18 protein-coding genes and 1 tRNA gene are annotated in these 25,500 nt (G+C 54.1%); 8 read left to right on the plus strand and 11 right to left on the minus strand.

Features of this window, described 5'->3' with window-relative positions; genetic code table 11:
• Nucleotides 1-4 precede the first annotated feature (4 nt).
• The 8 genes from RAM15_RS07930 to RAM15_RS07965 form a co-directional block, all read right to left on the minus strand.
• Complete coding sequence (locus RAM15_RS07930; protein WP_101432993.1) at nucleotides 5-1,270, minus strand: ammonium transporter; 1,266 nt, start codon at nucleotides 1,268-1,270, stop codon at nucleotides 5-7.
• A 190-nt stretch (nucleotides 1,271-1,460) separates the two neighbouring features.
• Nucleotides 1,461-2,678: a signal recognition particle-docking protein FtsY gene (gene ftsY / locus RAM15_RS07935; RefSeq protein ID WP_306221449.1), complete on the minus strand. Its 1,218-nt coding sequence runs from the start codon at nucleotides 2,676-2,678 to the stop codon at nucleotides 1,461-1,463.
• 49 nt (nucleotides 2,679-2,727) lie between these two features.
• Complete coding sequence (locus RAM15_RS07940) at nucleotides 2,728-3,291, minus strand: hypothetical protein (RefSeq protein WP_306221451.1); 564 nt, start codon at nucleotides 3,289-3,291, stop codon at nucleotides 2,728-2,730.
• A 79-nt stretch (nucleotides 3,292-3,370) separates the two neighbouring features.
• Nucleotides 3,371-3,943, minus strand: coding sequence for a GNAT family N-acetyltransferase (locus RAM15_RS07945; protein ID WP_306221453.1), 573 nt, complete (start codon nucleotides 3,941-3,943; stop codon nucleotides 3,371-3,373).
• 310 nt (nucleotides 3,944-4,253) lie between these two features.
• Complete coding sequence (locus RAM15_RS07950) at nucleotides 4,254-4,928, minus strand: response regulator (protein ID WP_306221455.1); 675 nt, start codon at nucleotides 4,926-4,928, stop codon at nucleotides 4,254-4,256.
• Nucleotides 4,921-6,186 carry a sensor histidine kinase gene (locus tag RAM15_RS07955; protein WP_306221457.1) on the minus strand — a complete coding sequence of 422 codons (1,266 nt, stop codon included), beginning with the start codon at nucleotides 6,184-6,186 and terminating at the stop codon, nucleotides 4,921-4,923. The genes RAM15_RS07950 and RAM15_RS07955 overlap by 8 nt, the downstream gene beginning before the upstream one ends.
• Before the next feature lie 38 nt (nucleotides 6,187-6,224).
• Nucleotides 6,225-7,646: an FtsX-like permease family protein gene (locus RAM15_RS07960; protein WP_306221459.1), complete on the minus strand. Its 1,422-nt coding sequence runs from the start codon at nucleotides 7,644-7,646 to the stop codon at nucleotides 6,225-6,227.
• Entirely contained in the window at nucleotides 7,646-8,383 is a 738-nt protein-coding gene (locus RAM15_RS07965) for an ABC transporter ATP-binding protein (protein WP_306221461.1), read from the minus strand. Before RAM15_RS07965 ends, RAM15_RS07960 begins: the two co-directional genes overlap by 1 nt.
• Nucleotides 8,384-8,881: 498 nt before the next feature.
• On the opposite strand from RAM15_RS07965, the gene RAM15_RS07970 reads away from it, so the two are divergent.
• The 3 genes from RAM15_RS07970 (at nucleotide 8,882) to RAM15_RS07980 (ending at nucleotide 13,321) form a co-directional block, all read left to right on the plus strand.
• Nucleotides 8,882-8,954 (plus strand) — tRNA-Lys (locus tag RAM15_RS07970).
• A gap of 1,026 nt (nucleotides 8,955-9,980) precedes the next feature.
• Entirely contained in the window at nucleotides 9,981-11,096 is a 1,116-nt protein-coding gene (locus RAM15_RS07975) for an AAA family ATPase (protein ID WP_306221463.1), read from the plus strand.
• A gap of 11 nt (nucleotides 11,097-11,107) precedes the next feature.
• Complete coding sequence (locus tag RAM15_RS07980) at nucleotides 11,108-13,321, plus strand: S8 family peptidase (protein ID WP_306221464.1); 2,214 nt, start codon at nucleotides 11,108-11,110, stop codon at nucleotides 13,319-13,321.
• A gap of 1,176 nt (nucleotides 13,322-14,497) precedes the next feature.
• Here the strand turns inward: RAM15_RS07980 and RAM15_RS07985 are convergent.
• Both RAM15_RS07985 and RAM15_RS07990 read right to left on the minus strand, forming a co-directional pair.
• Nucleotides 14,498-17,629, minus strand: a complete 3,132-nt coding sequence (locus RAM15_RS07985; protein ID WP_306221465.1) for a cation-translocating P-type ATPase — start codon at nucleotides 17,627-17,629, stop codon at nucleotides 14,498-14,500.
• 361 nt (nucleotides 17,630-17,990) lie between these two features.
• Nucleotides 17,991-18,377 carry a hypothetical protein gene (locus RAM15_RS07990; protein WP_146210942.1) on the minus strand — a complete coding sequence of 129 codons (387 nt, stop codon included), beginning with the start codon at nucleotides 18,375-18,377 and terminating at the stop codon, nucleotides 17,991-17,993.
• Between the two features lie 111 nt (nucleotides 18,378-18,488).
• On the opposite strand from RAM15_RS07990, the gene RAM15_RS07995 reads away from it, so the two are divergent.
• From RAM15_RS07995 to RAM15_RS08015, 5 genes are all read left to right on the plus strand, one after another.
• The gene (locus tag RAM15_RS07995; RefSeq protein ID WP_306221467.1) at nucleotides 18,489-18,902 is read left to right on the plus strand and encodes an ABC transporter ATP-binding protein; all 414 of its coding nucleotides are present in this window, start codon (nucleotides 18,489-18,491) and stop codon (nucleotides 18,900-18,902) included.
• Between the two features lie 72 nt (nucleotides 18,903-18,974).
• The gene (locus RAM15_RS08000; RefSeq protein WP_306221468.1) at nucleotides 18,975-19,154 is read left to right on the plus strand and encodes a hypothetical protein; all 180 of its coding nucleotides are present in this window, start codon (nucleotides 18,975-18,977) and stop codon (nucleotides 19,152-19,154) included.
• Entirely contained in the window at nucleotides 19,151-20,581 is a 1,431-nt protein-coding gene (locus tag RAM15_RS08005; protein WP_024627010.1) for an ABC transporter permease, read from the plus strand. Before RAM15_RS08000 ends, RAM15_RS08005 begins: the two co-directional genes overlap by 4 nt.
• 433 nt (nucleotides 20,582-21,014) lie before the next feature.
• On the plus strand, nucleotides 21,015-21,308 hold the full coding sequence (locus RAM15_RS08010) for an ABC transporter transmembrane domain-containing protein (protein WP_045924970.1): 294 nt from the start codon (nucleotides 21,015-21,017) through the stop codon (nucleotides 21,306-21,308).
• 397 nt (nucleotides 21,309-21,705) lie between these two features.
• On the plus strand, nucleotides 21,706-22,002 hold the full coding sequence (locus RAM15_RS08015) for an ATP-binding cassette domain-containing protein (protein ID WP_146210563.1): 297 nt from the start codon (nucleotides 21,706-21,708) through the stop codon (nucleotides 22,000-22,002).
• A 1,827-nt stretch (nucleotides 22,003-23,829) separates the two neighbouring features.
• On the opposite strand, the gene RAM15_RS08020 is transcribed toward RAM15_RS08015, so the two are convergent.
• Entirely contained in the window at nucleotides 23,830-25,500 is a 1,671-nt protein-coding gene (locus tag RAM15_RS08020; protein ID WP_306221471.1) for a glycoside hydrolase family 13 protein, read from the minus strand.

Raw genomic sequence — 25,500 nt, forward strand, 5'->3', positions numbered from 1 at the left:
CTGATCAGTTCAGAATGGACCCGAAGTCGTAGGCGCTTTCACCCTGATCGCTCTGATCGACGCCGATGACCTCCTGATCCTTGCTGACTCGCCAACCAATGGTCTTTTCCAGCGCAAAGGCGATCACACCGGTTACTGCAGCTGCGTAGATGATCGCAATCAGCGCCACCAGGAACTGAACCAGCAGCTGCCGGAAATTGCCGCCGGCCAGGAAGCCCGTGCCGGTACCAAAGAAGCCTATCAGCAGAGTGCCCAATAAACCACCCACACCGTGGATGCCCACCACATCCAAGGAGTCGTCATAGGCGAAACGGAACTTGAGCCCGCAGGCCAGGCAGCAGACGAAACCAGCCAAGAGGCCGATGACCATGGCCCAGAGCGGGGAGACCACGTCGGCCGCCGGCGTGATGGCCACCAGGCCGGCGACCATGCCGGATGCAGCACCCATGGCGGTGTAATGCCCGGTGCGGACCCGTTCAGTAAAGAGCCAGCCCAGGGTGGCGCCGCTGGCGGCTATGGTCGTGGAAACCCAGGCATATCCGGCAGTGCCATTGGCGGCGAAGGCAGACCCGGCATTGAAGCCGAACCATCCGAACCAGAGCAGGAAGGCGCCCAGCATGACCATCGGCACATTGTGGGGGCGTATGGACTCCTTGGGGAAGCCGATGCGCCTGCCGATGATGAGCACAATGACCAGGGCTGCTACTGCCGCGTTGATGTGGATGACCGTACCGCCTGCGAAGTCGTGCGCCTGGGCTCCGATGGCGTTGGAGATGGGTCCATCGGCAGCCAGCAGTCCGTGATTCCAGACCATGTGGGCCATGGGCGCGTAATCCAAGGTGACCCAGAGGGCCACGAAAATCATCCAAGTGCTGATTCTGACTCGCTCTGCCAAGGCTCCCGAGATCAGGGCCACGCAGATCATGGCGAAGGCGGCCTGGAAGGCAATGTCCACCGTATGCGGGTAAGCGGCGTTCGCGGAATCAAGCGAGGTGAAGACCCCGTCCTTGGCCGTGACCGTGTCCTTGAGCAGGAAGCCGGTGATGGGGTCGCCGAAGACGCCTCCGATGTCCTTGCCTGCAAAGGAAATCGACCATCCCCAGAAGGCCCAGATAACCCCGGTCACGGCAATGGCCAGCGTGGACATCATCATCATGTTGAGCACGGCCTTGGCTCGGACCATACCCCCATAGAAGAAAGCCACCGCCGGAGTCATCAGGAAAACCATGGATGCCGCTACCAGCATCCAGGCAGCATTTCCAGAATCCATGCCTACACCTCTCTTTTCCCCATCCGGGCGGGCAGTCCCCAATAAAGAGGACTTTCCTCCGGACAGCCTACGTCAGATTCTCTTCCACTTCCCGATTCATCAAACAGGAAGAGGATGACGGTCAGGTCACCGCCGCATTACCTGCGGGTGACTATTGGATGACCACCGTATGACCAACCGGCCGGCTGGACTACTCGTCTCCCAGGATGCCGTCGACAAAGGACTCGGGATCGAAAACGGCCAGATCGTCGGGCCCCTCGCCCAGCCCGACCAGCTTGACGGGCACGCCCAGCTCCCGCTGGACAGATATGACAATGCCGCCCTTGGCCGAGCCGTCCAGCTTAGTCAGGACAATGCCTGTGATCCCGATGGCCTGGGCGAAGACCTTGGCCTGGATCATCCCGTTCTGCCCGGTAGTGGCATCCAGAACCAGCAGAACCTCGTCCACAGGCAGGTTCTTCTCGATCACCCGCCGGATCTTGCCCAGTTGGTCCATCAGATTGGCCTTGTTCTGCAGGCGCCCGGCTGTGTCCACAATGAGGACATCTGCCTGATCATTTTTGGCCCGTTCCGCGGCTTCAAAAGCCACCGAGGCCGGATCTGCACCGTCACGGTCGCTGCGGACCACGGGCACACCCACCTTGCCGCCCCAGGTTTCAAGCTGGTCAGCGGCGGCGGCACGGAAGGTATCGGCGGCACCCATGACCACTGACTTGCCATCGGCCACGAACAGCCTGGCCAGCTTGCCCGCCGTGGTGGTCTTGCCTGTGCCGTTGACGCCCACCATGATGATGACCGACGGCCTGTTGGCCTGAGGACGGGCAGCCGCCAGAGTCCGATCCATATCGGGGTCGACCAGATCGATCAGGCGCTGACGAAGGCCACGACGCACGGCTGCGGGGTCCTTCTGCCCTGTGATCCGAGCATCGTCACGCAATTGCTTCACCAGCTGTTCGCTGGCCTCGGCACCCACATCCGCCATGAGCAGGGTGTCTTCCACATCCTCCCAGTCGGACTCGCTCAGATGATCCTTGGTCAGAATGGCAAAGAGGGCCTTGCCAAAGGGGTTGGGGCTCTTGGCCAGCCTGGCCTTGAGTCTGGTCATACGGGATGCAGAGGCCTCCGGATGAGCCAGCTCCTCCTGCGCCGACGATGCCGCTTGCTCAACCGAGGACGGCTGACTGGACTCCTTTGAATCGACTGAGCCGGAACCCGTAGAAGCGTCCAGATCGGGAGAAGCACCCGATGCATGCGAATCCGCTGGGGAGGCATCAGACTCTTGCACCCTGTCGGAGCGAGTGGAATCCCCCTGGGACCGGCGTTTACGGACCGCCACCAGAATGCCGACCACGGCCAGCACCAGGACGATCAGCACCGCGATAAGAATAAGGAGCTGCTGTGTTGTCATAGGTACCAGCCTAAAGGCGAAAAGGGACACAGACGGTCACCACCAACGATCACTTTCCGCTTGGATAGCTCGTTCCCGCCTGCGAACCGCTCTTGACTGCTGGCATGACGTCGGAGGTGGTGGACTGAGGCTCCCGTCGCTGCGAACGCGAAGGCTCAGGGCTGGGTGATCGCAGGGTGGAGTTCCTGGGAGCTGGAGGCCCAGAGGCCGTAGAAGCCAACTGCGCGGCATTCTTCTGTTGTCTCGGGCTGACCGACGATGCGGAATCGCTGCTCGGTGGCGGGGGCAGATTTATTTCGTCCGTGGAATCGGAGGCCAGCATGCCTCGAACTTCCACCACGGAGGAGGAATTGACATAGACCGGATAGGGATGTTCGGAATCTTCAGCGGTTGATGCATCCTCGCCCGATCCAGGGGCGAAAGACAGATGCCCCCCTGCTACACGTGGCAACTGATTCTCTCGCTCCTGCTGACGGCGGGCGGCCCTGTGCACACGCTCATTCAGAGACTGGGAGAAAGCACGGTCCTGGGACTCGCCAAGCGCCAGACGCATGACGAATACGATGAATGCCGCCACCACCAGCACCCATATCAGGACAATCAGCCAGACCATATACGCCATTCTCTCAGAAGAACGCCGCAGACGCGCTAAGACACGAGGAATCTATCGGTCTCTTTCACACTGGTTCATGCTAACGCGTTCTTTGGCCTGTTCGTTCCGCAGGCAAATCAATCCAATACCGCTCTACTGGATGACCAGATCGGCTGGGGAGCACATTCTCCAGTTGCCCGCCACGCGAGAGGATGGTCCGGCGACTGGCCAGATTCGATGGGGAACAAGTAATCAGGACCCTACTCATGCCCAGAGTGGCAGCTTGTCGAAGACATTCATCCAGCATCAGCCCGGCATAGCCCAGCCGGCGACAATCCGGACGAACTGAATAGCCGATGTTGCCGCCCGTACGCAGAAGGGCCTGCGTAAGCTGCAACCTCAGCTGAATCATCCCCACCAGTTTGCCGCTGGGATCCAGGGCGGCGAACTGCAGGGCGGGCACAAATCCCGGCGGCAGATCATCGCCACGCGCCTGACGAGCCACCTCGGGCAGACCCGACCGACGAACTTCATCCAGGCTGTGGCAGTCCTCCAAGGGGCCGAGACCAGCCGCTTCATCCTGAGGCTGAGAACGGCAGGCCTGCAGATATTCCCAGATCATTTCGGCATCCACCGCCCCCGGCCGGTCCAACCTCACCAGACGGATTCCCATGGTCCACCTCTTCTGTCGAGTGCTTGACCACCACTTTGTGTTTCAGCTTACCTGAGCAGCATTCAACGGAACTGGGGTTCCAAAGCGAACAAGTGTCGCCAGGACATGGCGTGCATAACTCAATAGTTGGAACTCAATACAGCAAGAATCACAATGTGCACTAATAGTTCAACAAAAGTTCTCCCAAACTTAAGTTCTGGGTTTTAGTACCTGGCTTCGCCTTCATCTGGTCAACGAAAACATAGAACTGGCGTCTGGCGTTCTTTCTGCTTTTCTCCTCCCAATGCCCCGAATGGCTGGTCATGGACCGTCAGTCAGACATTCCGGCCTGAAACCATGTGATGACAATTTGCGTACGATCTCGCAGACCAGTCTTGTCAAGTATGCGGCTTACGTAGCGCCGGACGGAGGTAGTTTCGAGAGTGAGGCGCTGGGCTATTTCCTGGTTGGAGAGACCTTGAGCGATGAGCCCGGCTATCTCGTACTCCCTGGGGGTCAGCTTATCCAGCTGCTGCCTGGCCTGCGGATCACTGACCTTATGCCGGGCATAGGCTCTGTCGCGGTTGATGAGCTCCGCTGTAATACGGGGGGTGAGCACTGCGTCCCCATCGGCCACTGCGTGAATGGCTCGGTGCAGGTCTCTGGTGGATACGTCCTTGAGCAGAAAGCCGTAGGCACCTGCGCGCAGACCGGTGAAGGCGTAGTCGTCTTCGTCATAGGTGGTCAGGATCAGCGTACGAATCTCGGGGAACTCCTTGGCAATGACCGCAGTGGCGCTGATGCCGTCCATCACCGGCATGCGGACATCCATAAGAATCACCCGAGGCAACGGCTGGGCGGCTGTTTCCATCTCTCGAAGCATGGTCACCGCCTCCTGACCATTGGAGGCTTGTCTGACGACCTGCAAATCGTGGTCGGCCTCGATCATGCGGACCAACCCCTTGCGGAGGAGCGCAAGGTCATCGACCAGCATCAGGTCAATCATGGGCGTTGCCCTCTTTCTCGCTGGTGCCAGGCAGAACGGCTTCTACTGTCCATCCTCCATTCTTGCCCGGTCCGCAACTCAGACTCCCTCCCATCAGTCGGCATTGCTCGCCAATCTGTTTGAGACCCACTCCTTGATGATCATGAATGGCCGGTTCCCAATCACCTAAGGTTTGCCCATGCCCATCCCCATGCCCATCGTCGCGGATGCTGATTCGGAGGGTGCCGCCCTGCTCATAGTCGCGGGAGATGACGATGGTGCTCGGGTCTGAAGCGTGCCGGAGCGTGTTGGTGATTGCCTCCCTACTGATGATGAAGCAGAGGTTGTCCTGTCTGGGATCGTGCCGCCGATGCCCCGTTTCGGTAGACACGACAGCCAGACCAGCTGCGCGGGCATGGGCGATTACGGTGTCTAGCTCGTCGAGCGTGTGCAGCCTGGAACCAAACCTGTGCCCGTCATCATCGGACTCTTCAGGTAGTGCCTCATGCTCTTGGACAAGGGTACGAACAGCTTGTCGGGTGTCGGCCAACCCATCCCTGGCAACCTGATTAATGTCCTTAAGCACCTCTTGCAGCTCTTCGACCTCAGCCGAATCAGCGAATCCCTGGGTCAGGGCAATGATCGTGGTGAGATCATGGCCCACGCTGTCGTGCAACTCCCCCGCTACCTGGGCACGTGATACAGCCTGATCCCTTTGCCTGGCAAGCATCTCAGAGCGGATCCGCTCCTGCTCTTCGCGCTGCTGCGTCTCGCGTCGAATCCGGTAGGACCTGACAGCTACGGCAACGGCCGCGACCGCCATGATGACAGCCATCCGGGCCGACCATTCCAAAAAGAGCATGTGCTCGGCATGCATGCTGACGGTGACCAGGCTGACGGCCGCAACTGCCTCACCCACACCTGCCGCAATCCTGGGTGCCGACGATAAGCAGACACAGAAATAGAGAGCCCCTACAAGTGGTATCAGGAAGCTATCGTCCGAGGTGGCAAATGACAGGCCGAGGTATAGCAGGGTCTCCATGGTCGTGATGAGCAGGGGAAGCTGTCTGCTCCAGTACAGCAGGCAGGAAGACAGAAGTCCGATCAGGCCAATGGCCGTCTTCCAAACGGGCAAAGGAATGTTCCCAGCCCAGACTGGAGGAAACGTGGGGGCGCTGACATAGAGAAGCGTATAAATCAGGCTCAGCAGAGGCATGACGAATCTGGCCAAGCGTTGATTGCTCAACAGCTCGAACAGGTTGGTTGCCATGCCCTTCATCGCGCCCCCTCACGCTGCCATGCCGAGAATGCCCAGGTTCATTCGCCAGTGTACTGTGCTATCACACCGGCAGGGGAACGACCTGCTGATTTGCGCACCGTGGCCCACGAAGCCAGTGATGCCGCCGAGGTCAGAAGCAGGTAGACCAGCGCCCAGTGAGCCCATGGTATGCCAATGCTGGCTGCGCCAAAGATCTTGCGAAACCCGGCAGCATAGGCCATGACGGGCAGGATGCTGGAGGTGAAGGATATCAATACGGCGGTAGTTGCCATGATGAATCCCTCGAGAGCGGACATGATTTCAAGTTGGTTCGGGTCCGAGCCAGCAATCGAGATGAGGGACAGATCCAGGCTTCGACCGTGGGCTGAGATCAGGTATCCGGCGCACACTCCAGCCAGCGTGACGACCAGCGCGGGACCCAGGAGCGTAATGAGCATGGAGAAATCAGAGCTGCTGACATCCAGGTTGGGAGGCAGCAAGCGACTGGAATCGGCGCTGGTCTGGTAGAAGGAATCGGTCATCATCAGCAATGAAACCCCCACAATCAGCGGTATGACTGTGGAGCTGAGGCTGCGCATGCGGGCACTGGCTTGCCGGCAAGCAACCAGCCATGAGGGCTGGCGAAGAGCGATGAGCCTGGTCCAACAGCTGGTGACCGCGCCCAGCAGGGAGGGACCCGCCAAACAGATTGCGGCCAGCAGGAGCATGAAACCGAAAGTGCTGCCCATGGCGATAGGCAGGATGGGTGCCGCGGTGTGCAAACGAACCAGTTGCTCATCAGGAATGGTCCGCGCTTGCATAATCGGCATCAGCATGACTGTCGATGCTGCCAACAAACACAAGGCAGTGGCGATACGACGAGCCAAACCTGCTGTTTTTGGAGGAATGATTGCAGCACGCAGGGATTCCACCGGACTGATTCTGCTGATGGTCCGGATGGTCAGCAGCGTGCCGATCAAGGCTACCAATACTCCGCATGAGGTTCCTGCTGTCCAGCAAGCCAGCTGGTGGCTGGCGATGAAAGGCTGCCTGCCGATCAGGAACTGTGAGGTCTCCCAGGCATAAAGGGGACGGGCCAGCAGAAAAGAGACCGCCAGCGAGACCACACTGGCTGCGAGCGCCAAAACGAGCACGCGCATACAGGTCAGAGAGGTCAGTTGCCAGGGAGATGCGCCTTGCAGGGACAGGAGGGCAAGGTTACGTCTGCGCTGGTTGATCACCGACGAAACGACTTGTAGAACGATCAATACTGCGGCAATGAGAAGAGCCACGAAAGGGATCATCAAATTTTGGTAGGCAGTGCGGCCTTGCTCGGCCATGCCGGGGAGATCGCCCAGGGCATTGGCTGAAGAAAGCATCATGGCAAGCAGGCCGACCATGGTTTGCGATGCGATCAGCACGAGCACGACGCCAGACCAAGCCAAGGGAGCATCCTTGAAATCTCGCAGAAGAAGTCGCATCAGATGCCCGCTTTCGGCACAGGAACCTTGTCGGCTGTGGCTATGCGACCGTCGCACAGATGCACCAGAGTGTTGCAGCGTGAGGCGACTTCCGGACTGTGGGTGACCATAATCACTGCGTGGCCCGGTCGATCGGCAAAGGCGACGAGCTCATTGACGACCTCATTGCCAGTCTCCTGGTCAAGGGCGCCAGTAGGCTCATCGGCGAAGATGATATCGGGATCCGAAAGCAGCGCGCGGGCCAGAGCCACACGTTGCTGCTCGCCCCCTGACAGGAGGGTCACATTGGCCTTGAGTAGCCCCCTGATGCCGAGTCTGTCCAGCAGCACGGCCGCCTGATCCTCCGGCCAGCGGGTCTTGCGCAGAATGAAGGGCAGCTTGAGGTTATCCTCCACGCTCATCGAAGGCACCAGATTATAGGACTGGAAAACGAAGCCCAGGTGCGCACGCCGGAATCGCGCTGACGCCGCAGGCCCCATGGCAGAGATGCGCCGACCCAGAACTTCCACCTGGCCCGAGCTGACGGGTTCGAGACCAGCCAGGCAGTAGAGCAGGGTTGATTTACCGCTACCCGATGGCCCTACAATCCCGGTCATGACTCTCCAAGATGCAGTGAATTCCACATTGTCCAGGAGAGTGATGGTCTCCCCTTTCCTAGGCGACACCTGCTTGCACAGGCCGGATGCATAGATAGCGAAGGGCTCGCTCAGGTCGGGAGGATTGGCGGTACGCTTCATGGCAGTATCCAGTGCTCGCAAACGGGTGAATGCCAGTATGAGCCTTTGCCGCTCTGTACATGCGGCGATGCGTATTGAGCCGGATGTTTCATCGGAGCTCCCTCCCTCAGCACAGTTGCGAGGTCAATCGGACCGCCTCGCAGGGATGATTCTTTCAATCCGAGTACGGGGAATCAACGTCGGCCGCCACTTCGCCATCTGCAGATGGCAAAACAGAGCCACACTCACTGCGCAACTGATAGGAAGCCGCACTACGCTCTGGCAGAAGCTTTTGACCGGCAGATTGGTTTACTGTCCGGCACGGATCCCGTCGGCAGGTTCAGAGTTTGCCCCCCCTCTCTCCCACGCATCTCAACAACATTCTTAAGTGGGCGGAAAGGTAGCGTTTCAAGTTGATATTCTTCGTTGATCTGTACGGGTTCTCGGTCTTGCTTCGCCCGAGAACCGGCTTGCCGCGAACTGGAAAAATCGAGAACAAACATGTAGTGTTGAGCTGTTGCCCCTCTGGCTCAATGGTTAGAGCAGCGTCCTTTTAAGTCGTGGGTTGTGGGTTCGAGTCCCACGGGGGGCACTTTGGATTGCTAGGAACACATGGCTTCCAAGATTCCGTCCGTGATCAATTCCACAATAAGTAAGGCAATTTTAAGAGTAAAGTAACTATGAGTCGTACTTAAACAAATGTAGAGAACCGGGTGCAGCGGAAATCTGCATCCACTACTTGAAGCAGCCGTAAGACAACATCAAATAATTCGACACATCTCACTCCTTCTCATGAGTGGGAGAAAATCGGTACCGTAGTCAGAACATCTCAATGCAAGAGCAATCTGCTACATTGGTATGTGGCAGTTTTGCCAATACGAAAGCCGACGAAGATTTCACACAAGAGTTTATATAATGCTACTAATGTATAGATTGTACATTTTCCCCAGATGATTGCCTAAATACTCGAAAAGTACCGTGTAATCGCAGGTACCATAGGTCTTGGCCAAGCCTGGGGCATGCAAAACTCAACGCGTTGAAATACTTGTATTCCCATCATCTATCACGCTGTAGTGCCATGACATGCAACGCTATCGAGTCGATATGACATACGACACCGCCTTGCCTTCACATTTTTGGTTAACGACATACGTTCATACCTGATGCCTTTTGTGATTTCCCCAAGTTGACGGTATTGTTCCTGATCCTGGCAAAGCCCAATATCTCATCATCACAAAATCCTATTCTCACACTAAAGCTAAAACGCTAATACAAGCGTTCAAATGAACTAATTAAAGAAAAATAAACTCCCCTTTATCTCAACTGCATCAAGCAATACGTTATCTATTAGTTTCTCGTATCTGCACAGCTACTGAATGCACCACTGGCAATCTCCAGCATATTTTCAGGCCTGGTTGACAGAACAGTCCCTGAGCATGGAACACAACGCAGCATTAACGGCTTTCTTCACTTGGCATCTATTCTTCATCGGAAGCAAAAGAAACCGCGCTCATGAATAAATAGCAATTTCTACGGAACAGAACATTGCTGATTTGCAACATAATGAGCCATCAATCCCCGCATGTCTTAAAATACCAGTGTACTAAGATGTAACATCGTGGAACACAATTCTGAGATTAAAAAAGAGATTGTCCAGCTGATCAAATTCGAGCTCAGTGACAAGCCAAACGATTTTCGCATGTACGTGTCTAGGCTAGTGCGCAAGTACAGAGTTAGTGACGCGCCTTTCTCTAAAGAACTGGAATCACTGCTCCATTCCACACCTATACCCGATGCAGCCGCTATTCGGGGTACCAGCCAAGGTATACACGCTCCAGAAAAATCACATATCCTTTCTGTAATTCCTCATTCCAATTTGGAAAATGAGAAGCCCTTATTACAAGAAAATGTCGACAAACAAATTAGGGAAATAATAGAAGAACGCGAAAAAGCTCACATACTCATTGACAACGGCTTAGTTCCAACTTCGACGGTGATTTTTACCGGTCCGCCCGGAGTCGGGAAGACGATGACTGCACGATGGATAGCGAGTCGCTTGGACTTACCAATGTATCGTCTAGATTTAGCTACGGCCATCAGTAGTCACCTCGGCGAGTCTGGCAGGAATATTAAGACAGCATTCTTGAGAGTTCGGAATAACCCTGGAATTCTTTTCCTAGACGAAATTGATGCCATCGCTAAGACCCGGTCGGATGACTCAGATATCGGCGAGATTAAACGTGTAGTAACTGTACTATTGCAGGAGCTAGACGACAGAAGTCCAGCAAGCCTGATACTTGCAGCGACAAACAATGAGACACTCATCGATCCGGCGGTATGGCGGCGATTCGAAGTGCATATAAAGTTTCCTATGCCTGACATGACCAAAATCACACAATTACTTGAGGAAGGTCTAGGCTCATTCAGCGGTACTCTGGGAGATACGTCCGCCTCGTGGATCAAAGCTCTGGGCATCGTGATGCAGGGAATGTCTTTTAGCGATGTAGCATCTACTATAAGTTATATCAAGAAAAGATGCATACTAGAAGAATGCACAATATTTGATGCCATTACCCAGTATGTTCGAGACAAAACGAACACTCTGACTCACTCTCAGAGAATTAATCTAGCTACCGAACTTGTGAAAACTGGCTCAGTGACTCAGCGGCTCGCATGTGAGATGACTGGAGTTTCGCGCCAGACAATCAGGCGCAGGACTAAAAAACAGGATTGAAGGGGCATTCTATGGGCATACACTATTTAATAGGACACGGTGAGCGTATATCTGAACCGATAGTTCTTCCTCACGGAGGTAAAACCCCTGAAGACATCTATTCCTATGAAGAATCACGCCAACGACTGCAACCAGAATTACACGAAGCAATTAACAATCTACCCCAGAATCCGGATCTCGCACCAGATGACGTACATGTCTTACAGTTCATCCTGCATCCAAGATACTTAGCGAAGTCCTATCATCCTTCTGCGCTACTTAGCGCAGCTGGCTTATCCTTGGTCGGCAGCAAACCTATACGGATTAATACGTCCGATAATCCCGAGATTGGCCAGCGCCTATCCAAGACACTGCTAGTGGCGGGAAATAGACATTCGCTAGAACACCTAGACTCACTACTGCAGGAACCTGTAATTCCGCCGAATAGGAATACCGGAATTGGCGATATTGTTAAAATTGAGCAAATAGACAACTATAGATTCGAGGACAAGTACCACGATGCGCCACATCATAACGAATGGTATGAGCTAGTACTCCACCAATTAGACGAAAACCTATCTCCAAATAATATCCAAGGCTTTTTAGCTTTCGCAGAGAAGCTCGGAGTAAACGTAGAAGAAGATGTGAACTTCCAATCCAACAATCTATTGTATCTGCCAGTTCATGGTTCGGACAAAGCCGTTAAACAACTCGCTGAATACACCAGTGTCCGTGCCTTACGTCCTATGCCCAGGTTGGAACTTGAGCCCATCGTAGGCGCTACAAGAAGTGTAATAAAACCTATTAAGCTTCCAGAACCTCCAGATACACCAGCACAGCTGAACGTCGCAGTCCTCGACGGAGGCTTACCACCAGACAACCCCATAATGCCGTGGGTAAACTACATCAAAGCAAATCCTACTGCAAATGATGATCCAAGAACTCTCGCCCATGGGCTTGGGGTGTGCTCAGCACTAGTGTTCGGCAATCTTGCAACCGATCAACAACCTTTGCGCACACGGATAACAGCAGTAAGGGTGCTTGATTCGGAAACAATGTATGACGACCCAATTGGATTATACAAAACACTCTACAATATAGAAAGCGTGCTGGAATCTTACCCTTTCCAATACGTCAATTTGAGCCTTGGTCCAGACTTACCAATCGAAGATGACGATGTTAGCGCTTGGACATCAGTTCTAGATGCACTCCTGTCCTCCAGGGAAATGCTACTCAGCGTGGCGGTTGGAAACAACGGAGCAATGGACGGAGAGAGTGGCAACAACCGCATCGAACCGCCAAGCGATGCAGTCAATGCGTTAGGCGTTGGGGCATGCGATTCTGAAAGCGGATATTGGAAGAGGGCCCCCTACTCAGCTGTAGGCCCAGGACGCAGCCCAGGTATCGTCAAGCCCGACCTTGTAGCGTTCGGAGGAGCAGAAGGCAACGAGTTCATGGTACTCGGTGCTGAATCGTCACCAATAGAGACACCAGTCATGGGAACGAGTTTTGCAGCTCCGATCGCGTTACGGCAGGCCATCCGCATACGTGAAATCTGCGGTCCTGAAATTACCCCACTTGTAGCGAAAACTCTGCTAATTCATTCCGCAGAGCGCCGTAGAGACGACGATCAGCGTGAAGTTGGCTGGGGCAAAGTCCCGACTGATGCCACTGAAATCGTTACTACCTCAGATAACCGTGCCCTTATTATTTATAATGGAAGAATCAAACCAGGGAAAATAGTGCGTGCAACTATACCCGTCCCCAGGCATCTTAATGATGGCAACATGGAAATTGCTGCCACTTTCTCTTTCATCAGCAAGGTAGACCCTCAATCACCAGATTCATATACGCGCTCTGCACTTGAGGTCATATTCAGACGTAATGCAGACAGCATCGACCAAGGAAGAAGAACACCGAAAAGCACGCCTTTCTTTAGTGCCAAAGGAACATCTAGCCTATATTCCACAGAGGCCGAGCAACGGTCAGATCAGGGAAAGTGGGAGACAGTGCTACATGCAGAGAAGCGGTTTAGAGCCTCTAGTCTGGTCAAACCAGTGTTTGACATCCACTACAATGCCCGCGAAGAAGGTGGCGGAACCCGCACACAAGATGAGTTGGAATATGCACTGGCGATTACTCTATTCGCTCAAGGTATCAGAAATTTACCTCAAATAATATTGAATGAATATCCCCAGTTGGTCTCGCTTGAACCCATAATTGATGTGTCTGGAGGGATGGCCTGATGCGCCCAACTAGCCAGCGAAATACAAACTGCCAACTTATTATAGAAATTCTCCAATTGCACTGGGGCTCTCCGCCGCACTTGCGTTATTTTAAAGCCATGATTGGCTTCGCCGACAAGTTTTATAAATCACGTTTTAAGCTTATCTGTCACTAAGTCCTATATACGAGGCACTGAAAAACCCATACTTAAGAAATAGGCGTGGCCTTTCTAAATAATTACTACGCATTCCGGCGATATCCAACAACGTAGGTTCGTCTTACTTGGCATCGTTGAAACCCTAACCAAGCGGATGAACGACTCCGATATAAGTGGAAAAGGCAATAAAAGCCTACTCGCCCAACGAGTCGACTTATTAAACTTCTCGCGATACAATATTTTTCATCTTAGAGGTAATCTACGGAATGACCTATTTGCCCACATTCTCCCAGCTCAATCTAGACTAGCTTTGATAATTCTTCAATTAGACTCAAACAAAGTCAACTGGAATTAAACTCAGCTTGCTGTTATGGCAACATTTTGATCTTCGACCGAAGTCAACCTCAGCAGAATATCCTTACTTTCCTGAAGAACTAAAATTCAATCTAAAAATGCTACCTTCCCCGCATTCTATTTTGGGAAGTTGCAACCCACGATTTCTGTCGTGTCCGTAGGTAGTTCTGGTTTTGGGTTTTGTGCAAAACTTGATAGTTTTGAATAGAGGATTGGACCGCTATATATGGTTTCGCTAACAACAAGCTAGAGTATTTCGTAATTATTTACGGATAATCCTATGGTCGGCAGATAGGGGAGACAAACATACCTGGGATTATCACATCATTAAACCGAGGATGACCATACACCAATGCATTTGAGGCATATTACGATAGGCTGGTAAAAAATGTAGTCATAGCTGTTCTGGCCAGGAAGCCAAGCGGCAGCGTGTCAAACTAGTGTTAGTACTATTATCAGAAAGAATTTGTCCGATCTGAAGCTCTAATAAAACACAAAGCTTGCTTTTTAGCACCAATATGACAAAACATCCATTGCATGCTGTTGCTCATCGTTCCCCATATTTGCCAGTATGCGGATAAGCGGGGACAGGTGCAGAAACAGGTTCGAGCCTCAACTGAGACCATAGGAGGCAATCCCGATGCGGTAATGTCCAGACCAATCACCGCATCAGGAAGAAGCCAGGTTATGCCCGCAGCCGTCTGACCGCCCAGTTGAACAGTTTGCGCAGCTCCGAGGCGACGAGGACCAGGGAGGCCAGGGCGATGCACTCCAGCCAGGCCTGGGGCTGGAGGGGGACGGTGCCGAAGGCCTCGCCCAGGAAGGGCACGTAGATCACCAGGAGCTGCAGCAGGATGGAGATGCCGATGGCGCCCCAGAGCCAGGGGTTGCCGAAGAGCCCTTGGAAGGCCGACTTGCGGGAGGAGCGGGAGGCCAGCGCATTGAAGAGCTGGGCGAAGACCAGGATGGTGAAGCCCATGGTCCGCGCCTCCCTGATCTGCGCCTCGTGGCCGATCGCTTGGACTGACCTGTCGGTGAAGAGGCCGCCGCTCAGGTGCATGTCCATGCCGATCAGGGTGACCGCAGCCATGACCAGGCCAATGTAGATGATGTCAACCCACATGTCCCGGTCGATCACCCGGTCGTTGACGGAGCGGGGCGGGCGGTCCATCAGATCGTCGGTCTGCGGGTCCACGCCCATGGCCAGCGCGGGGGCCGCGTCGGTCAGGAGGTTGATCCAGAGCAGCTGGGTGGCCAGCAGCGGCACGGTCACGCCTGCCATGCCGGGCTGCGATATGCCCAGAAGACCGGCAAAGACCACGCCGCCGAAGACCGTGAAGACCTCGCCCATGTTGGAGCTGAGCAGGTAGCGCAGGAACTTACGGATGTTGTCGAAGATGCCCCGGCCCTCTCGCACAGCCTGGACGATAGTGGCGAAATTGTCGTCCGCCAGGATCATCTTGGCCGATTCCTTGGTGACCTCGGTCCCGGTGATGCCCATGGCCACGCCGATGTCCGCGGTCTTGACAGCAGGGGCATCGTTGACGCCGTCGCCGGTCATGGCCACGACCTTGCCCTGGTCCTGGAGCGATTCGACGATCTTCAGCTTGTGCTCGGGGGCCACGCGGGCGTAGACGGAGACCTTGGAGGTGGTCTCCCGAAGCTGGTCCGAGTCCATGGCATCCAGCTGCTCGCCGGTGCAGGCGGGCTGACCAGGCTTGATGATGCCCAGGTCCCCCGCGATTCTGGCTGCAGTGAGCGGATGGTCGCCGGTGATCATGATCGTTCTGATGCCGGCCTTATGGGCCTGGTCCACCGCATGACGGACCTCGGTTCGTGGCGGATCGATGATGCCGACCATGCCCGTCCAGATCAGGTTGCTCTCCAGCTGGGCGCTTTCCTGGATCACCTTATCCGCGGACAGAAGGATTGCGGGAACATGCTGAGACCTCTGAGACAACCGGTCCGTCTGATCTGTCCCGACCGTGCTTGACGGTCTCTCCCCCTCGTCGGCTTCGGCCAGGGACGACAGCTCCCGGTCGGATACAGGCCGGAAAGCCTGCCCCAGAGTCCTGTAGGCATCCGCCGAGAGGCTGCTGACCTGGGCAAGTATCCTCTCCCGATCAGCACTGGTCATAGGCCTGGCCTGGCCGCCTTCGAGAATCCGGTCGCATCGGCCAAGCAGCACATCGGGAGCGCCCTTGCAGAAGAGGCGCGATTGCCCTTCGCTGCCATCACGCGGAGCGGCCAGGACCGACATGAGCTTGCGCTCGGATGTGAAGGGAATCTCGGCCAGACGACGATAGCCATCAGCCTTGGCATCGGCACCGACTTTACGGGCGGCGACAATGAGCGAGACCTCCGTAGGATCACCGACGATCTGCCAGTGACCCTGTCCGGAGCCGGACCGGGCCTGGGAATCAGGTTCGGCCTCGTCCACCTGCCAATGAAGGTCTCCGTCGTTGGCGATGGTCCCGACCATCAGGGTCTCTGCAACCGCACTAGCCAATGACGAGTCAACGGCGTCCGTCGGCTGCTGGTCGTCGGAACCTCCGGCCTCGATCTGCTGCATGGTTCCCTCCGGGGCATACCCGGTGCCAGTGAGCCGGACCTGCCCCGAGGGGACGACCACCCGCTCAACGGTCATCTCATTGCGGGTCAGCGTCCCCGTCTTATCAGAGCAGGTGACCGATGCCGAACCCAGCGTCTCAACCGAGCTGAGCTTCTTGACGATGGCATGATGCTTGGCCATGCGCTGCACGCCCAGGGCGAGAACCACAGTCAGGATGGCCGTCAGCCCCTCCGGCACAGCAGCTACGGCCAGAGATACGGCCATGAGCAGGGAATCAATCAGATCCTGGGTTGTCTGAAAGCCTTCCATCAGGGCCAAAGCAGCCAAAACCAGGGCGGCAATCAAGCAGACGGCCAGTCCGAGGAGCTTGGAGACGCGGGCCATCTCCTTCTGTAGGGGCGTGGGTTCCTCCTGGGTATCAGCCAGCATGTCGGCGATCTTCCCGACCTGGGTGTCCATACCAGTAGAGGTGACGATCATGCGCCCGTTCCCCTGGGTCACTGCGGTGCCGTTGAAGACCATGTTGGTTCTGTCACCCAGAGCCTTGGGCTGGTCAAGCCGACCGGGCCGCTTGCCCACCGGCAGCGACTCGCCGGTCAGCGATGCCTCGGCCACGCGCAGACCCGCGGCCTGGAACAGTCTTCCGTCGGCGCCGACCGAATCGCCTTCAGCCAGGACTACTACATCACCAGGCACGATCCTGCTGGTCTCCAGGCTGACCACCCGGCCGCATCGCAGCACCGAGGCGTGCGGGGCCGTCATGCTCGCCAGAGCATCCACAGCCCGCTCGGCCTTAGCCTCCTGAGCGTACCCCAGGGCGGCATTAAGGATGAGGATGATCATGATGACGATGGCATCAAAGGGCAGGGGCTCCCCGCCTCCTGATGCCGGATGTGAGCGTTCCACCACCCAGGGCACCAACGAAATGGCCGTGGCTGCCAGAAGCAGATAGACCAAGGGGTCCTTGAACTGTTGAAGGAATTCCCTCCATGCAGGAACGGGAGGCGCTCCAGCCAGCTCATTAGGACCGAACCTGTCCAGCCGACGCGCCGCCTCGGCCTCATCCAGGCCCCGGTCGGGGTCCACATTCAGAGCAAGGGCAACCTGATCGACACCTACTATAGAAGGGTCCTTGAGGACGGGGCCATTCACTCTGCGCCTCTGCTCATGGCCCTGCCCTGCAGTCGGGATCACGCCGGTATCTGTCGATTTCTCATGCTTGGGATCGCTGGTCAACCCAGTCATGCCACTCTCCTGCTTATGCCACGGAGTAGTCAACGCTTCAGAGGCCCGTTGGAAGAAATCAGAGGCGGCCAGACCAAAACGCTGCGTGGATGCTTGCCAAGTTGAACCAATAATATACATAAACACGGCCGAAGTCGTCAAGGCCTTTGCTTCAGTATGCATTCTCAGGCCTGTCTCATGACAGAGACGGTATCTTTGCTGCACTTAACTTGGCAGCGCCCTAGTTGCCGAATCCCCCCCCCCAAAAAAAATACTAGATCTTCATTAGAAAAGCTTTAATCAATTTGGGCTCATCTGGCATAAAAACCCTTATCTGCCCTGAGAATCCTATTTAAGACCCTCTTGTGATTATTCGACAGGCTCAGCTGGCGTTATCTGAGCAGTAAATAGTCTTATAGGCCAACCATGGTAGTTCTTGCCAGCCGTCTGCCCTAACGATCCTTTCAGTGGAGACACCATTGGAAATAGCACTAAACACGAGAAAGAGAGGAGAGAGACGGACAAAATGCACAACATTATCGATCTGCAGAATAGTAATATCGCCATGAATGATGAAGCCGCTCATCATAGCGGCGTCAGCATATTTGCATGCCACGGCGGTGGGCATGATAATATCTGGAGTTGATGGACCTGCAGCTAATCCACAAAAATATGCCACTGCGATGACGCATTCATCAAAATGGCATGGGCTGTCATTTTTGCCCTGATGACGGCAGGGACAACAGTCATGTAAGTCTATGGGCGCCATCCTTGTATGGCATCCATAGCAATATTCTGATGAAGATTTATAAGTCGCGAGAACGGCGATGATGGGAGAACGGTGATGAGTGGTGCTTCAGTGAGTTCAAATGGATTGACAATGACGGTGACTCCGAGGAAGGATGATTCGATCACCATCCTCGACCATGTCGACTTCCATGCTGAGCCCGGAAGAATCACGGGGATTGTCGGCCCCTCAGGCAGCGGAAAGTCCACCTTGCTGTACTGCCTTTCGGGGTTGGAACGTGCGACATCCGGAAGCATCTCCCTTCTAGGGCATGACATCACACATATGCGAGCGTCCGCGCTCACTCGGTTTCGGCGTCGACATCTGGGATTCGTGTTTCAATCCTACAACCTGATCACGAGCATGACGGTGGAGGAGAACCTCGCGCTGCCATTCACCCTGCGCGGCCGTCGACTCCCCAAGCAAAAAGCGGATGAGATGTTGCGGTACTTCGGATTGGCAAACGAGAAAAAAAGGAGCGTGACGATGCTCTCAGGCGGAGAGTAGCAACGTGTCGCGCTTGCACGAGTGCTGCTCTCCGATGCAGATATCATTTTCGCCGACGAGCCGACTGGAGCCTTGGATCAGGAATCTGGCGCCAAGGTCATGCAGGTGTTCAAAAGCCTGGCTATGGATGCGGGCAGGACCGTAGTAATAGTGACCCACAGTGGAGAGGTAGCCGGACAGTGCGACCAGATCGTTGAGGTCCGTGATGGCCACGTGCTGAACGCTGATACGGAGAGCGGGGCCCGCATATGAGGGGCGCACTCTCTGATCTGAAAGCAGCCCCGGCCGTATGGGCCGGCGTATGGCTGTCACTAATCGTTTCCCAGACCGCTGTGTGCACTATCGTCGCCGCGCGCAGGGCTATTGATGCCGCTTACCACGGACCGGATGCCGGGTTAGGCGCCAACCTTTCCGGCCCAGCAATGCTGTTCAGCGTGGTCATAGCCGTGTTCGTGATGCTGTGGGTCGTGACCGCCGCTCTGAACCAGCGCAGGCACCAACTAGCATTGCTGGTCCTTCAAGGCGCCACGCCCTGGCAGCTGCTCTTCGGGAATCTGGCTATCATCATCGTCCTATTCATCTTGGCAGCAGTAGCGTCATCCCTCCTGACGCCGCTGGCAGCACCATATCTGTTCGACCTCCTGGCCAGAGCATTCGAGCTGAAACTGACGTATCAAGCAACCCAGCTGCTGGCATCCATCGGCACTGGGTTGGCCATTGCCGGAGTCGCCGTCCTTGCAGGCACAGTGCTGACCGTGCGCACACTATCCAAGATCAGGCCGATAGAGGCGCTTCGGCAGTCACAAAACCCGCCGAGACAAGTGAACGCATTCCGTGTTCTGCTAGGCGCATCGTTGCTCGTGGGAGCGATATGCGCGCTCATCATCCCGGGGACAGCTACACGCAAGATAGACTCTGGCGAGCTCGCCACGCACATTTCCGGCAGGAATCCCATAGAGTCCAGAGTGACAGGATTCATTGGGTTCTCCATGGGAGGCATGTTCCTCCTGATCTTCGCATTGGCTGTTCTGGCTCCCTATGTCATGCACTGGTTCACCAAAGGATGGACGCATCTTCTCCCCCTGCCATTCAGCACCTGGAAACTCGCTAGGCAGCAGGCCGTTGGGAGGATCCAACGACAGAACGCGACCATCATTCCCATGACGGCCGGCTTGTCGTTGCTCATGACTTTCTCTGGTGTGTTGCATACGCTGACCGACAGCCTCAAGAATTTCGCCAGTAACGGCCATTCCATGAACGTGAACCCACACATGCTGACGAACCTGATGGCCATGCTCGGCCCTGCGCTCATCATCGCTTTGGTGGGCGCAATCTCCGGACTGATGATCACCGCACGAGGGCGACGCCTGGATCTGGCGCTGACATACGTATCCGGTGCCAGTACCGGACAGTTGCGCATTTTGGGAGCCCTCGATGGTCTCATTTCGATGGTCACCTCGGTGCTGCTCGCCTTCGTCATCACACTGCTCAGCACCTGCGGCACCGCCTTCATGCTGCAACGATATCTGGGAAGCGCAAAGATAAGCGTTCAATGGGGATATTGGGCGGTCATCGCACTCCTCGCTATTGTCGTAGGCGCCCTCGTCACAGGCGTGCAGGCGCTGTGCGCGCGTTCCGAGGATTCTGTGAGGGTCATATCACGTGCAGTCGGTGAGTAACCACCCCCAACAAAGGACGAAAATGTCGCCACACAAGCGGAATAGTAATGAGAAAACCGCATCTTTGATAGACGTGCCCCGCCTTTTGAAATCCATAAGGGTGTTTTATTCACGGTTAGTCTGCTAAGTATAGCGAGCGCCCTCTTAAATCTGGCTCAGCCACAGCTTGTCAATGTCATTCTTGGACGCGTGCAGCATAACATGCGATCCGCAGTGCCCCTCTAATAGCGTTGGCAGGAGTGTTTCTGTCCGGCGCAGCAATCACTTCTTTTGACGCTTACCTGCTGTTGAACGATATGAGACGGTCTCTAGTAATGCATATTCTGCATTTGCCGTTCAAAGATCTGGACCAGTCGCATACAGGCAACGTAATTTCTATTATTTCATCTGATACAAATGAACTGAAGCGATTGCTGACCGATAATTGCCAGAAGTGTTTGGCACTTTACTGGTGTTCATAGGCGCGTGTGTGGGAATGGTCATAATCAGTCCCGTCATGTTCGTTATCTCTCTTTCGACCTGTCTTGTTACTGTCGGTTTACTGGTAGTCTTATCCGGAAAATTACGAGACTGCTCCAGAGGGGCTCAAACGGCCATAGGAGATATGACGTCTGCAGCCACTGATGCTTTGATGAGTTTGAAAAGGATCAGGGCCTTCAACGCCACGGAGCGTGAGACCAATAAAATCGGCGAGAAGCCAGGCAAGCGTGCACATCCGGTCGTCTAATTTCAAAGAAGCAGTCACTGATATGGCCATCAGGAATGGCCTTAATGCAGTTGTGCCTGATGGTTGTATCGGGAATCGGCGCTTTCCAAGTGGCCAAAGGAGTGATGACTGTTCAGCAACTGGTAACTTCTCTATGTACCTAGAAATGATGCCCACGCCTATGGCGACACTTTCTTCGACATATAGCAGACTGTTCAGAGCGTTGGGCGCGAACTCCAGCATTCAAGCGATAATGAGAATGCCGACCGAAGATGCGACATCAGCATGAGCAGTATCCAGTAGGGTCCAAAGGAAGGTCACCAACTCCGATCAGATTGACATCGATCTTGACCATGCTGATATTCCGTATGATGACGCACGGAACAATCGTGGCGGGCTCCAATTGAATGAAGCGGGCGTGCATATGAAAGGCGGTGTCGTCTACGCGATAGTCGGACCATCCGAAGCGGGCAAATCAACCATGCTGGCCCTTATAAGGGTATTCTATAAGCCAAATCATGGCCATGTTCTCTTTAATGGTATTGATCTTTCAACTCTCAGCTCCTCTTATGTACGTTCTCTGATCGGCTATATAGAACACGATGCCCCCATATATTCCGGTTCTTCCAGAACGAATCTGGCGATGAACAAGAACGGCGTATCCGATGAAGGCTGCTGGAATGCCTTAAATAAGGTGAACCTCACGCCAAAGTGAGAGACACCTTCGATGGATTGGATACCCCAGCAGGCAACGCGGTGTATTGCTGAGTAGCGGTGAACGCTATCGCTTGGCCCTGGCAAGGCTGTTGTCCATAAGGCGGCCGATCATGCTGCTTGACGAAACAACATACCATTTAGACGCTAAAAACGAGGAGCTCGTCGCACAAGTCATTCATGCCAATTCCCCGGAGCAGACAATAGTCATGGCGGCACAGAGAATACAATCAATCGCTTCGTCAAATAGAATCATGGTTTTGGCCAATAGAACTATCAATGGTTTCCTTTGGAAAATATTGTCTGCCAATTCTACTCTCCTATATGTATTGCTGTTAATAAACTTGATACCAATGTGAATAATTTGGCTATATATAAATATGCGCGGAAAATACGATCCACCGGCAGCAAGGTTCTCACCTCAACAAAGGAACAGACGATTCAAACTATCGTCTTGCCCTCTAAAGATATCTTTAATGACATTTATTGGCTGCTTGGTTTCCAGCATGATATGCAGTCATTACTAGACTGACCACGGGATATCTAGCAGTAAAGTTTAGCTGGGAGTACAGCACGTGAACCTTACACAGGGCACGCAGGAATAAATCTTGGAATTGCTCATTGTCAAGACATGACCCTCGCTGTTCCGCACAGTCAATCAGCTATCTGTTTTTTGATGACTATATGATCACGACGATGTTGATCGCCTACGGGCTTAAGGAGCCGGACCGGGCATCAGACCGCTGGTTAATAGCCTAAACGAGACGGAGTAGTCAACGCTTCGAGGGCCTGTTGAAAGAAATCAGAGGCGGCCAAACCAAAACGCTGCGTGGATGTTTACCAAGTTGAACCAAGAATATACATAAATACAACCGAAGTCGTCAAGGTCTTTGCTCAAAGACAAAGCAACAGCAATTCCTTTACCGATACACATGAACCGAACTGAACTCGGCTTTAAAAACCTCAATCCCTTATTCGCGTCATCTGTTCTCGTTCACTGTCAAGTCTATTAGTTGCATGTGCAGCAGATTGAAAAACCAAGGCAGCTTCGTGAAAACTAGCTAACTTCGCAAAATAACTGACCTGCAATAGAACAGTAAAGTCAGTTTTTCATACAACGAATCCAGTAGGTTCTTCATCCTAAACAACAGCACAGTCCGTCACTATTAGCTCAATTCTTGGCTCCGCCCTACCGGCGGTAAACGGATAGATGATCCGGCCTCGATCGTAGCCACTCCTCTTTCAGTTTGCGTGCATTCAGTCCCTCGTCCTGATCTTTGACCAAGCCTAGAGCAAGCATATCCTGATGGACAAGGGCGGCTCTCGGTTGCTGGCAATATTAACGATGTCGTTCCCCGGTATCTATTTTGTCGAATGACAAAGCCTAATCTCTTCCGAATAAGAACACATAGTCAGCCAAAGAACCCAATACACAATAAGGTTTGATCTCTCTGTAGCCAACTCGCGTAAACATAGTTCGTTTCCCTCTGACTATCAATTGACGGGAGTAATCGCGATCTTACAGATACAGCAACAGGAAAAGAGCTGGTTATACCCCTTAATAAGCGGCTAATTCGATCTTCGCGTCCATACTCCCAACTCCCGCACTAAATTCCCGGTCCAGCGCCACCATGATGTCATACCTTCTGACGCTGCTGAAGAATATAAGCCAAGACTGGCCTACAGTCTCGGCTTATATTCTTCCCGTGCCCTTTCAACCTTATCGGTGCTCTAGTCAGCCGTCCATATCTCGCGGACGATTAGAGACACCCGACTCAGAAGACCAAGAGCCCATAAGCGCTCACACCTACAGCTCTTTTATTTATGCTTACTCCACAAACCACACGCAGGAATTTTCTCGTAATTCCTCTTTTTGAAGCTTCTCATCGATATCGTCACTACATAGAACGATCGTCCCATCTATATTGAGACCAACTTTGCCTGGGCCGAAGTTCAGAAGACAATGCAACCCTGTCGAAAGTTTAATATGCAGGATTCTTGGATCACCGTCTTTGAGGATTTCCATAGTGGTAGTACCTTCTGCAACCACCCATTGACGTCGGAGAGCTAAAGCCTTTCGATACAATTCCAGCGCTGAATCCTGCCTACCATCTTCTCTCTGAACCGCATAGGTCGAGAACCAACTTGGTTGGGGAAGCCAGGGTCGGGCATACTTGGCTGAACTGAATCCGTAAGCGTTTGTCTCCGAAACTGTCCAAGGGAGTGGAACCCTGCACCCATCGCGGCCCCTGACCTTATGATTTGAACGCTCCCAGCTCGGATCCTGAATGTCTTCTTCCTTGATGTCCAAATCCTCTGGCAGGCCTAATTCGTCACCTTGATAGATGTAAGCAGTTCCCGGCAATGCAAGAATGAGCATTCCAGCTGCACGGGCTCGAGCCTGACCCACTGATTGATTGATGACCGGTCGAGTACCGGCAGAAGTTACCCATTCGACCACATCGGCGCCCTTGGGCAAAGCGAGACGCGATGCTACGCGAGGCACATCGTGATTGCCCAATACCCAGCTTGGAGAGCCGCCGACCCTACGGAAACCATTCCATGTTCGTTCAATAGCATCCTGGTACTCCTGTCTATCCCAGTCACACTTAGAAAGAGAGAAATCGAACACTGATCCGAGCTCGTCAGATCTTGCATAGTCATATACCCGATCCGTGATCGGAGTCCAAGATTCCCCCACAGCCATACGGGGTGGGTTATATTCGTTGAAGACCTTACGCCATTCTCGGTAGATATCATGCACCTCGTCACGATCAAACAAAGGATCATCTCCCTTGTCCGACAAGGGCTCCTGATCAGCAGGATCAGGCCTGTCACGCAAGGGTTCAGCTAAATCCTTGGCCAGGCCATGCGACACATCAATACGGAATCCGTCAACCCCATGATCGCTCCAGAAAGCCAGCGTCTTCAGAAAGTCCTTCCTGACTTCTTCGTTGTCCCAGTTGAAATCAGGCTGTTCTTTGGTGAAAAGATGCAGATAGTACCAGCCATCGCCGCACGGCTCCCAAGCACTGCCGCCAACTCCTGAAAGCCAGTTAGAGGGGGGCTGACTTCCATTGGGGCCTTTCCCCTTCCTAAAGACAAACCTCTGACGCATAGGCGAATCAGGTCCATCCTTCAAAGCTTGCTGAAACCAGGGATGCTGATTGGAGCAATGGTTGGGAACGATATCCACAATCACCTTTATTCCCGAATCATGGGCATCGTGCACCAAAGCATCAAAATCATCCATAGTCCCTAGACGCGGATCAACGTTACGATAATCTGCCACATCATAGCCTCCGTCCACTAGAGGTGAAGGATAGAAAGGAGTCAGCCATATAGCATCAACACCTAACTTGGTTAGATAGGGCAGTCCGGACATCACTCCTCGCAAATCCCCTATTCCATCTCCGCTAGCATCACGGAAAGACCGGGGGTAAATCTGGTAGACAGTGGCATTCTTCCACCAGTCTGGGTCCAGCATATCGTTGATCAT

This window comes from Bifidobacterium asteroides, from assembly GCF_030758775.1.
GTDB lineage: Bacteria > Actinomycetota > Actinomycetes > Actinomycetales > Bifidobacteriaceae > Bombiscardovia > Bombiscardovia kimbladii.